The sequence below is a fragment of the Paenibacillus salivarius genome (genome assembly GCF_051307165.1).
In the GTDB taxonomy this organism is placed as follows: Bacteria; Bacillota; Bacilli; order Paenibacillales; family Paenibacillaceae; genus Fontibacillus.
In genome coordinates this window covers 697,705-709,161 of sequence record NZ_CP195592.1, presented here as the reverse complement: position 1 = coordinate 709,161, position 11,457 = coordinate 697,705, and the positions used below count along the sequence as shown (strand labels likewise).

Here is an 11,457-nt window from a genome sequence, read left to right as displayed (position 1 = left end):
AATCGCCTCCATTATTTAGAGATAAAACCGTCTCCAGCACCTTTGGACGGTTTGATATATAATGTTGTATTGCCTGACTTGAAACTCTTCTCTTTGCCACTATATACGGCCTCTTTGAATGCCTTCTGGAAAGAAGCATCCGCTTTGACACCCAACGCATTCATAGCTTTGACAATGGCATCAACGTATTCTGGAATCCACTCCGTCCCAGCTTCATTGGCAAGGTTCGCGTACTGAATGATTGTCCCATCATACATAGGCTCTTTAAAGTAAACAAACATTACACGGTTCGTTTTGGGGTCGTCCACACCAAGACCACCTTGTTCTGGGTTATAGAACACATTGTACCCTGTACCTTTCAGTGCATTGTTGACTTTAGTAGCAAGTCCAGCCAGTTGTTGATCTTCGCCTTTTCCGATCTTCTCCAGTTCCCGGTCAACCACCGTGTTTGAACCATCTTTAATATCTTCCAGTTCACTTGGGTCACTTGGTGTGGATGGACGAGGAAGAAGTTCACTGGTATCAAGCTTGTCCAGCACGTTCTTAATAAACTGAACTGCTTCTGCACGTGTCAGAGTATCATTGCCTTTGTATCCATCCACAGAATTTTCTGTTTTACCTTGGGCAACACCAGAAAACAGTAAATACTTAACGGCTTGGACCCCGGAGTAATTCTTTCCTTGAGTTGCGGCAATGAGTTCGGCAACTTTTGTCCGAGTGATTGTTGCATTTGCATTGCCTGTCACCGGATAATTAAGCGACTTCGCCAACGTATAGTAAGGCGTACTCCAGTTCTCGCCAGCTTGTGCAACAGGAATATCAGTCTTGAACGATCTAAGCAACATGGCAAGAAATTGACTTTCGCTAACACCTTGCGTTGGACGGAATGTTCCGTCTTGGAAACCTTCTATTATTTTACTATGTTGGCCCCACATAATCGTCTCATAGGCCCAGTGGCTGGATGGAACGTCTTTAAAGCCGCTTGTTGCAGCAAACACACTAACTTGTCCTGCAAGAGCCATTGCCAAGATTGCTGCCGATACTGATTTTGCAAATTTTGATTTCATTTTGATTTAACCTCCTTGGATTGTTGATTCATCCACTGAATCACTTGTTCTGTGTCAAATACTTGATACTTTTGATAACTCTCTCTAACTACTGTGTAAGGGAGATTGCGTTTAATCCATCTGTTGAGTGTCCTGTCTGAAATGCCCAACCATTGAACAAGTTCTTTGCGTTTTAGTTCAACCATGAACACCACCCCTCAATGTTTGTAGGGATTCTACCAGCAATATGGGGGATTTTGTCAATTATATGTATATGAAATACTTATCATAAGATAATGAAGGGCTCTTACCATAAACACGGTAAGAGCCCCCCTAGTAGATAGATAATTTATTTACTTCCCCAAGGCTTATTTGCATTTATAAAACCCTGACCAAGAGAAATATTAGTAATATAATATCTCGTAGAACCAGATTTAAACGATCTTTCCTTTCCATCCCAAGTGGTCGCCTTTAATGTTTTGACAAAAGTATCCCCAACAGAAATGCCAAACGCATTCATCGCTTTGACAATGCCGTCAACATATTTAACATTTAAGTCCGTTCCTTCGTCAAGATTCCAGTATTGTATGTAACCTAATGAATTATTATCTTCTATCCGAAAAACCATTATGACGCTACCCGGTTTATTTATATCATTTAAGCCTATTCCTGAGGATTCAACATTAATCATAGCATACAACTCATTGGTGTCCTTTAAGGCATCGGCTATTTTTCTAGCCTTAGCTAACATGAAGTCGGTCGGTTTTCCATCACCAATAAGTAAAACATCGCCGTCAAATCTATAACTTGATCTGTATGGATCTGACAATCTACTATCATGACCAAATCGTCTTCGTATGCCGTCTATAATTTCTTCTTTTTCCTCATCCGTATATTTATCAGTTGATATCCCCATTGGCACGTCTTTTATTTCTGAAACATCACTAGGATATATAGGCATTGCAAGTAATTCATTCGATTCTCGTTTCTCAATTACGTTCTTTATCATGGCTACTGCCTCTGCTCTTGTTACCAAGTCAGACCCCTTGTAACCTACAACAGTTGCTTCAGTCTTTCCCTTAGCCAACTGCTTCCCCAAGACATACCGTATTGCGTTATCTTTGGTATAATTTTTCCCTTGAGAGGCAGAAATAAACTCGGCTACCCATTTCCTATTAACCTTACTATCACGCATACCTGTGACAGGATAAAGAAGCGGTTGTATTTCTTTGTAATACTTATAAGACCAGTAAGGCGCATCTTCTACTTCTGGCACTTCTCCGTAAGCACGAACAAACATAGAAACGAAAGCTTCTTCCGTAACATAGTCTTCTGGATGAAAAGTACCATCTTGAAATCCATTCGCAATTCCCTGATTCACCGCCCAATTAATTGAATCATTCGCCCAATGTGTAGAAGGAACATCTTTAAAGCTAGCAGCAGAGACCGGGGATGCTAAAAGTATAGAACCTGTAAGTAAGGCTGTGGTCAGAACCTTTAAATATTTCATGATTTAACTCCCTTTCAATAAAATGTTATGTGAATTTTACCTCACCAAAACGCCTCACACAATTACCCAGTCGTCTGATACAATAAAGAAAGAATCCGCCCCCTATGTCCAGCCACCCATCATGTTTTAAGAGGGATACATATGTATAATAATGTGTTACATACGCCTTTCTTTGAAGGCATTGAAGTCCTAGATGAGTTTTATGTATTGTCAAGATTTACTGAAATTTCTTTATCAAAGGACCATGTGTTATTTCATCAAACTGATCTAGCCAATGAAATGTTTATTGTTAAAACAGGCACTCTCCAAATCTTCCGTCAAGAAGATGATCGAATCATTGTGTTAGGCCACCAATTTCCGGGGCAACCTATTGGAGAACTAGAAGCAGTGCACCATGACAAGAGGCGTTTGGCTTCTGTTTCTGCTCTTGAACCCACTAAGCTTTGGAAGATCGAAATCAAGGCTTTAGAAGAACTCATAGCTAAATATCCAGAGATTTTAAGAAGAATATTATACATAGTCAGTGATCGTTTAGCTCAAGCTGATAGGAAGATCGAGTATCTAGCCTTTCTTGATTCAAGAGTACGTATAGCCAACCTGCTTCTTGATCTGTATGCCAACTTCGGAAAGCCCACAGAACAAGGATACTTAATCGATTGGAAGATTACTCAACAACATCTTGCCAATATGGTCGGAATCGGTAGAGAGTCTGCCACAAGATCATTGCAAGGATTACAGCAAGAAGGTGTTATCTTGCTTCAAGATCGAATGATCACTATAACCAATATTAAAAGACTCTATGCCTTAGCTGGAGGAAAGGATACACCAGAAGCACGTAAGTGGCATTCTTACTACAGCTATCCATTGGAGATAAGTGAACTGCTTTGATTCTATTTTAGGGGCCAAATAATATTTGGCCCCAAGTCTTTACTGTAATATTGGGTTAATAATTGCTACAGGTATATATGCATCATATGCTGGAACTCTTGTTCCCTGGGTCTCAATAACCAATTGATTCACATTCTCGACATCTACTGATATTCCTTCAACAAGGCTATTATTTCCTACTTGTTGTTGATCAAGTACTCTTCCTGTATCATCTTTAAATGTTAATTTTACGCTATAACCATTGCTTGACATATCTAATACACCTAATGAAAATAAAAATGTCTTGTATTTGCCGTCTAAATCGATTTTGAGAGAACCCTTTCCAGTAGTATGATAAAACACAATGCTTGGAGCATTATATTCTTCATTATTAATTTTAAACTTATTTGTATAGGAAACAGCTGAAATGTAACCTTCATAAGAAGATACATTTTTTATTAACTTTCCGTCAATTTTATTTCCCAAAGTTATTGTTTTACTAACGTTATCATATCCAATTGGTACATCCAATAAATTTGCAATAGTTCGGACAGGAACATAGACTCGTCCATTTTGAACAAGAGGCTTGAGATCCTCAGCTACTGGAGTTTTATCAATTCCATTCTGCACGATTTTATAAACACTGCCCCCAGCAGCATACGAAACACCTGAAAAGAACATAGCCCCAACGATAAATCCGATACTCGCAGATTTAATACTAAATTTCATTCCCATATTAATTTAAACTCCTTTCAACTCCAAATAGTATTTATAAATTTGATCTACTGTCGTATGTAATATCTTGTTGGACATTTCTTTGTTTGCGTGACTAATAGCCTATGTAAATATTCTACAGGAGAAATTTTCTTATTTCAGTGTCGCTCCATACAAAGACTTCGTGTCCTAGGTCACAAAACACAGCAAAAGGCCACCTATAATCAGGTGGCCTTTTGAACTGGTCGCTTTAATTGTTGAATGCTTCAAGATTGTTTTTGAAATGCTCTCCTGTCTTTTTATGCCCCCATTCTACCCCTCTGGCTTGTCCAGTACAAGAATATATTTTTTGAGCCTTTCTGCACGCTCACTAGTTCTCGGATTGTTTTGTTGCTCAAACCACTTGATAGCTAGATTAACATCAATGAAACATAAATTAACTGAAGGAGTACAATGAGGCAGTCCTCTTGCAAACCATTTGTCTACTGTCTTGCTCTGCACTCCTAGTATTGTCTGGAACTTCTTCTTTCTCACAAGTTGCTCCACAGTGATCCTCCCCTTTAATCTTGGTGGCCCAATTGTACTTTAAGAATGGGATCTCCTGTCAATTATTGTCGAATGGAATTTTGAAGAACTGTTAAACAAGCACTCCTTGTTGTTTAACAGTTTGGTTAAGTGATCCAGAATCTACGTGATTTTGTGAATGCGTTAAACAAGATAACATGCTGTTTAACAGTTATAGAGAATCACTCCGGATTCGAGACATTTTCACTCCTTGTTAAACCGATATATTTTCCTGTTTAACAAGTAGATAAAGGTACCGGCTATGGGACAAGTTTTGTTTATCCGTTTATTAGATTGGACAGTTTGTTTAACATGTATTCGAAATTATATTCGCCTCCCATATCCCCATGAACATACCTTCTGCTCCATAAACAAAGGCCCTAGATACCCTGTTTGGAATACCGAAGTCTATGGTTGATCCAGCCACTGAGAACAGAGTCGGGCAAAACTGCAAAATTGATAACTTGATCTTTGTACAAGCTTTCCTCGTTTAATGAAATAAATAGCCTTTCGACAAAGTTCGACTGGATCAATGAGCAAAGAATTGTCTTCTGATCACCTTCGTCTCTGTCCTCCTGAATACTGGGATTGAAACTTTTGATCCTTCTGAATAGGTTATTTCCTATGTCTACAGGAAGAATCTGAGCCTTGTTTGACCCATGGTATCAAAGGCTTTGCCCCACGGGAGCCCCTTCTTGGTATTTCCGTTGCTTCCTGTTGCTTCAAGAATACTTGAACCCCGGTAGTCCAGCCACAAAGCAAGGAAAGTCAAGCGTTTGGTCCAAGACCAGCGGATACCCTATTTAGAAATGAAGCAACGGGTTCCTATGTTTATAGGGAATTAGGTATTTTGAAGCTTTTGAGCATTCAATCCCCTCTATCTTATCGTTTTGGACTGTGTGTGTCGTTGAATAGTTTTAAATAGGTAGAGTTCCTGCGCCTTTGTCTAAAGCTTAATGGTCCTTTGAACGAGTGAAGCCTTATCTAAAGTCGTATGGAGAACATGGCAACTTGCCGGGATTAAGCCCGAGAGTATTCAGCCAACACCTGCTGTCCATAGGCAACAGAATGAACATGTCTCAAGAACCGTGCTTTAAAAGCCAGTAATATGGTAATTGTTGGTAATTATGAGCGTGGGTTACAATCGGACCGCAAAATACAGAAAGGAGTCTGGTTCGATTGAAAGTGAAAGTAAGTGGACATGTCCGGCAACGGGCCAACGGTCGATGGGAATTTTCTTTGCCCATGGGATATGATTTAAATGGCAAGAAGCGTAGAATTACTAAGAGCGGATTTGCGACAAAAGAAGAGGCACAGGCTGCATTAATTCAAATGGGGCACGGGACAGGTCAACACATGTTAGTGAAGCCGAGCGAAGAATTAGTATTTAACTACCTTCGCTCATGGATTGATCAAGAAGGATACAATTATTGCGCCAGCACGAGAAAGAATTTTAACAGATATTTAAACAACTATATTTCTCCAGAGTTCGGGAACTTGAAATTAAATAAGTTGACCACAGGGCATATCCAAAGACTTTACTACGTGTTGATCAGCAAAGGTCTTTCTCCACAGACAGTAAAGAAGGTTCATCATATGCTATCTAAGGCTATGGAGAAGGCAATTGCGTTGGAGATGCTCCAGGCTAATCCCGTAAAGAAAGCGACTATACCAAAGAAGAATTATGTTCATGAACATGATGTTTGGACTAAGGAAGAATTGGCTCACTTTTTAAGTATAGCAAAGAGCAGCCGTTGGTATATCGCTTTTCTCTTGGAAGCTTGCACAGGGGCTAGACAAGGCGAAATCTTGGCTTTGCGTTGGAAAGACATTGATTTTCAAACAAATCGGTTGACTATCCGCCGCTCTATCGTGGTGAATGATGTTGGGTATAAACTCAGTGACCCTAAAACGAAGAAAGGTACACGATCGATGGTTTTGCCCCTTCAAGTTATGGATGAACTCAAGAGGCACAGAGATTGTCTCTACGAAGATGAAGCAAGAATTTTCAACAAAAGAGATGATTTCTTGGTCAGAACTCGCAAAGGCAACATGGTCAATCCCAGAAACTTTTCGAGAGAGTGGTACAAGCTTCGTGACATGAGTGGATTGCCAAAGATCAGATTCCACGACCTTCGGCACACACATGCAACGATCCTTTTGCAAAGCGGAATTAATGTCAAAGCAGTACAAGAAAGACTGGGACACAAGAAATCTGAAATCACGCTAGATATCTACTCCCACGTGACTCCACGGATGGAAGAAGGCGTGGTAGACGTGCTGGATAGCATGCAACTTTTGAATTGAAACAATGATTGGCCCCCACTGAATAGGTTGGGGGCTTTGCTTTGTTCACTTCCACAAAGGCAGGGCTATGTGGGGCTGTGCAGGGGCTATGCATGGGGCTAGACCGAGTGAACCCTTGACGAGGGGCCAGGCGGTTGGGGCTACAAGGGCTACTAGAAATAAAATATAGTTTTCCCGTCCCAAACCCCAAGAACAAACAAAAGAATATCTCCAACAAGTTTAACCTTATATTTTTATAGCCCTCCTAGCCCCTTATTTATATAATCCTAGTCTACGTGTTTCTAGCTTTTAGCCCCCTATATAGCCCCCACCTAGCCCCACATAGCCCTGCCTTTGTCCAAATTTATATCTATTGATAAGCCAATGGGAACCCCTTGTAGAGTCCCCATTTTGATTTTATTCTTCTGTGGTTGTATTATCTTTTGGCAAAAGATGTTTGAACTTCTTATAGGGAAACTTAAATCCATACATGCGAGCATCTTCTTTTGATTGATCCCCATGTCGTGGATATTTGATTTGTTTTGCTTTGTCATCCTCTAAGTATCCAGCTGAAACCAGTTGTTTCTTTACTGCCTCGTAATTAGAATAACCCTCCTTCTTGAGCAGTTCCTTAAGAGGCCCATTCTTGACAATGATGTATTCATTCTTTTTGTAACAGATATCCATATCAGAATATTTGTAGAGATCAAAAGTATTGTGTGGATTTTCAAGATCAATGAACATGCAATCTTGTGCAGTCCAGCTTGCACCGTTAGACCTTTCCAACACTACATCTAAAACAACCTTCATTTGTTTATCTGTAACTTCAACATTTTCTGTCTGTTTATTCATGGATTCAGTAAGAAGTTCGATCATGGACTCTATATCGAGATCCATATCAAACAACTCATTAAACTTTTGAACACAATATACAAGAACTTGCGCTTTTGTTGCAAGACGACCGAAGAGTCCGCCTTTGTCTGTACGTTCAAACAAGGTATCAAGTTTCCGGATTTCATTGTCAAGATCATTAGGATTCATTTGGGCAATATACTCAATCCATGGTTTGGCGAAATGCCCTGCATTATTTAATGACTCCTTTTTAAATTGTTCAACATCTACGCTCCCCACCGACTCGGGGAATGGTGGTTTATCAATCATAAATATGCGGCCATATACACCTGCTGTGTCATTTGGACTTACAGAATGTATAGAAATCTCTCCGTTAAATAAAATAACACCCTGGTAGGTGATTTCACTTGCATCCTTTCCAGCCCAACCTTTATCTTTAGTAGTAATACTCTTTTGCCCTTCTTTACCATTAATCAAGTCATGCGGCACACCAAATAATTTTTCAGAAATTCTATGTGAATCATCAAGCATAAATACTAAATTATTTACTGCCTTAGCGGTATTCCAGATCCCTGCTTCTCTTGCCTTAGCCCAAGTGGTTTTAAGATTATCTCCCAACCCATAAATCAAGTTAATAGCCATGGTTTGCAAGGTCGTTTTTCCGCTAGATGTTCTGCCGAATAGATCAATCCCTATATTTTCATCAAGCAATCCCTTCAATAAAGGAACCAATGGGCTAGCAAGACATCCAGCAAGCATCAAAGTTAAAACAGAATTATCTTTTTGCTCATTTATAAGTTCTTTGGCTCTATCAATGTTGCCAGAAGGGACTGTCTTAATAACCCTCTCAATTCCTTCCAGAGTAGTTCCTTCTGGTGCATTAACTTCTATTTCATCTCTCTGCGTTGTGAACGGGTAAAAGAATCCATCACGAGTCCAACCACAATTGTTAATGCGATAAATTACTGGTAAATCAATAAACCTATTATTCTCTTTCCAAAGGGAATGGAAGAATTTCGCCGCCCCTGATTTTTGGTCTTCATTAAAAGCAATAACCATTCCATTATTCAGTTGCCCAATCTCCCTGGTTGATGAGATTGTACCAAAAGTGACAAGGAAGGGGTTTCTTTCCCATTCACCTTTGAGGTGGTTCCATGTTTGCAGTCTCAATTTGGGACTATCATCGTTATCTGTGTCCTTTACCCTAGCAGTCGGGAGTATAATTGCATCGCTAATCACTTTAGGTTTGTCCGGGTTTGTTGCATCAATTATCCCTTGTACAGGGTCAATTTTGTATCCGGGTGGAATCATAAGATCAACTGGTGTACTGGGAACAACATCTTTAAATACGCTTGGAATTTTTAATTCTGGATGCTTTTGTTCAATTTCTTCAATCGTATCTGCAATAAGTTTATTCATTTGTGATACCCCTTCCAAATATACTTTTATTAAGTTCACCGAAGTATGGGAGCGGACGAAAGAAATCATCCTTGTTGATTTTCAGAACGACTACATCCATCCATGTTTCAGGCAATTGGATTTTCGCTTCTTTAGCTAGCTTTTCAATAACCTTCATAGCTGTACCAAGTGTTATATCTTTACCCTTGTTAAGTATCCAGAAAGAACGGTCGAAACGATTAAAATCACTATCGTCACTATTATCAAGTAAATAGTGCTCGAAGCGGTCTGCATCCGTTTCGCTATCCCATTCATACCATATAGAACGGACTGTGTTTTGAAAGCCGGGATATCTAACAAATACCTGTTGGAAACCAAGCAAATGGCTCAAAAGCCAATATTCTTTTCGCCGGATCTCTTTCAGTTTTCCATTCTTAGCTACTACAAAGATCGCATCATCTGGAAACAATCTGAAGACTTCTTCATATCCCGTTGTTTGTTCCCAGGCCAAAATTCTCTTTCTATCATCGTTGGTCAATACATTCTCTGGATTATAGATTGTTAGGCTGGGTGGTGCTCCATACATGGCAATAAATTTGTTAGGGCAATATTCAAGTTTAGGGCAAGTCCAGCCTTGGTCACTTAACCAGCGGCAACTTGCTGGAATTCCTTGTTTTTGAATATAATCCACCTTGCGAAAGAACGCCCTGTCTGTTTCATCTTCGCTGTAGACATGTGTGGGGTCTTGGTTTACGATTCGCATGTCATATCCCTTGCTTACCTCGTGTGCTAAATCTCGCCCCTTGCTCTCAAACACAGCGATATTAGAAAGTACGCCTGTCCATGTAGCATTATTAAAAGCATTGGGATTTGAAATACTTTGCTTAATAGCCTCACAATCTCTAATCCTATTTAGTTGGTCTGGTAGCTTATTAAGTAGAACAAATGAATTGTCCTCATCATTTTTATTAGAACTCCTCTCTTCCCTTATTCCTTCTACTTTAATCCGTTCAGCTTGAAGGATAGGGTGTATAACCGGAATCCTCTTTTCAACAGCTTCGGATAGAACATTCCACTGATTTATGAATGGCAATCCTTTATCATCTACAAAGGTACAGTTCCCTTGCTTTACAGCCTCCCCAAAAAGCGGCAAAGCAATGATGTTACCATATATTCTTGATTCATCTTGTGCAGGAAATAATCTATCAAAAGATCTTGCTGTAGTCTTTCCTTTTCCGGTTTCTCCTTGAACAGGAATTCCTGTTTCTACTAAGGCATTAAACATTAGCGTCCTTGCTACCCTAGCTTTAATTGGCTGCTCAAAGAACAACCAAACATGATACCCCTTCCCTGAAAAAGAACGCTCCACCAAAGGGAATAAACCATTATCTTTCAAGTAGTGGGCTAATGACCAAGCCTGGGTGAAGGCTTGGTCATTAGCATCAAAGTCTGCAACGACCCACTTACATGTATTTTCTGGTGCTGGCTTCATGGCATAAATTCCGCATCGACTTCTTCCTTCAAGATGGGAAAGAACTTGTCCGTCACCAAAGCCCCGATCGATTCCACAATCACGAACGGGCTTCCATCCAAGACCAGTGTTGCTCATATATGCATCATCCCGGTGGATGAAAAGTTGTTTATATAACGTAATTTTAGTTTCTATATCCATCGATAAACTCCATAAGATTCTCAATATCGCCATTCACAAGCAACCAACACGTGATGTCGGAAATAAATTGCATTTCAGTGAAAACAACGCATTCTACAGAGATTCTACCTTGATGGTACATATATTCTGCATATACTTTTGCAAGAACGAACAAGTCATTGTAATTATTCCAACGGGAATATGGACTATTAACGAAAACAAAAGCAATATCTAGACTGTTTTTGGTATTCCATGAATTATTATCAAGCATATGAACAAAAGTATCGGGATCGCACAAATCGATGTATTGCGTTTCTTCGAGGCTCTTCAAGTCCTCTTCTGAAAAGGTGTAAAGTTCTTCTTTGTTCATGTTAATTTCCTCCTTCTGGTAATTGCGTGAAGTAAAACGCCGTGTTACAATCGGAGGGTCTCAATTAACTCCTAATTGCAACACTAGTGCTATTTGCGCCAACAAATAGCACCACCTTGAAGCGGCTCCTTGTGAGACGCTTTTTTATGTCTTCATACCATCACCACCTTTCAGTTAAGGGCATCAATTATACCCGCAT

Annotated in this window: 10 protein-coding genes; 2 read left to right on the top strand and 8 right to left on the bottom strand. The window is 39.8% G+C overall.

Going from position 1 to position 11,457, the window contains the following annotated elements; genetic code table 11:
• Window positions 1-11: 11 nt before the first annotated feature.
• From ACSFXJ_RS03175 to ACSFXJ_RS03165, 3 genes are all read right to left on the bottom strand, one after another.
• Window positions 12-1,067, bottom strand: coding sequence for an S-layer homology domain-containing protein (locus ACSFXJ_RS03175; protein WP_435923780.1), 1,056 nt, complete (start codon window positions 1,065-1,067; stop codon window positions 12-14).
• Window positions 1,064-1,252 carry a hypothetical protein gene (locus ACSFXJ_RS03170; RefSeq protein WP_435923779.1) on the bottom strand — a complete coding sequence of 63 codons (189 nt, stop codon included), beginning with the start codon at window positions 1,250-1,252 and terminating at the stop codon, window positions 1,064-1,066. Before ACSFXJ_RS03170 ends, ACSFXJ_RS03175 begins: the two co-directional genes overlap by 4 nt.
• Window positions 1,253-1,395: 143 nt before the next feature.
• A complete protein-coding gene (locus tag ACSFXJ_RS03165) occupies window positions 1,396-2,556 on the bottom strand; it encodes an S-layer homology domain-containing protein (RefSeq protein WP_435923778.1) in 1,161 nt (386 codons plus the stop codon).
• Between the two features lie 141 nt (window positions 2,557-2,697).
• On the opposite strand from ACSFXJ_RS03165, the gene ACSFXJ_RS03160 reads away from it, so the two are divergent.
• Window positions 2,698-3,444, top strand: coding sequence for a Crp/Fnr family transcriptional regulator (locus tag ACSFXJ_RS03160; RefSeq protein WP_435923777.1), 747 nt, complete (start codon window positions 2,698-2,700; stop codon window positions 3,442-3,444).
• A 39-nt stretch (window positions 3,445-3,483) separates the two neighbouring features.
• On the opposite strand, the gene ACSFXJ_RS03155 is transcribed toward ACSFXJ_RS03160, so the two are convergent.
• Together ACSFXJ_RS03155 and ACSFXJ_RS03150 are read right to left on the bottom strand one after the other, a co-directional pair.
• Complete coding sequence (locus ACSFXJ_RS03155) at window positions 3,484-4,158, bottom strand: stalk domain-containing protein (protein WP_435923776.1); 675 nt, start codon at window positions 4,156-4,158, stop codon at window positions 3,484-3,486.
• A gap of 291 nt (window positions 4,159-4,449) precedes the next feature.
• Window positions 4,450-4,683 (bottom strand): hypothetical protein, encoded by a 234-nt coding sequence (locus tag ACSFXJ_RS03150; protein WP_435923775.1) that lies wholly within the window; start codon window positions 4,681-4,683, stop codon window positions 4,450-4,452.
• Between the two features lie 1,203 nt (window positions 4,684-5,886).
• Here ACSFXJ_RS03150 and ACSFXJ_RS03145 point away from each other — a divergent pair.
• Window positions 5,887-7,008, top strand: a complete 1,122-nt coding sequence (locus tag ACSFXJ_RS03145; RefSeq protein WP_435925667.1) for a tyrosine-type recombinase/integrase — start codon at window positions 5,887-5,889, stop codon at window positions 7,006-7,008.
• 396 nt (window positions 7,009-7,404) lie between these two features.
• Here the strand turns inward: ACSFXJ_RS03145 and ACSFXJ_RS03140 are convergent, their stop codons facing one another.
• The 3 genes from ACSFXJ_RS03140 to ACSFXJ_RS03130 are packed head-to-tail and all read right to left on the bottom strand — an operon-like array spanning window position 7,405 to window position 11,258.
• Complete coding sequence (locus ACSFXJ_RS03140; protein ID WP_435923774.1) at window positions 7,405-9,258, bottom strand: DUF927 domain-containing protein; 1,854 nt, start codon at window positions 9,256-9,258, stop codon at window positions 7,405-7,407.
• Complete coding sequence (locus tag ACSFXJ_RS03135) at window positions 9,251-10,909, bottom strand: TOTE conflict system archaeo-eukaryotic primase domain-containing protein (protein ID WP_435923773.1); 1,659 nt, start codon at window positions 10,907-10,909, stop codon at window positions 9,251-9,253. The genes ACSFXJ_RS03140 and ACSFXJ_RS03135 overlap by 8 nt, the downstream gene beginning before the upstream one ends.
• Window positions 10,893-11,258, bottom strand: coding sequence for a hypothetical protein (locus ACSFXJ_RS03130; protein WP_435923772.1), 366 nt, complete (start codon window positions 11,256-11,258; stop codon window positions 10,893-10,895). Before ACSFXJ_RS03130 ends, ACSFXJ_RS03135 begins: the two co-directional genes overlap by 17 nt.
• Between the last annotated feature and the right edge of the window lie 199 nt (window positions 11,259-11,457).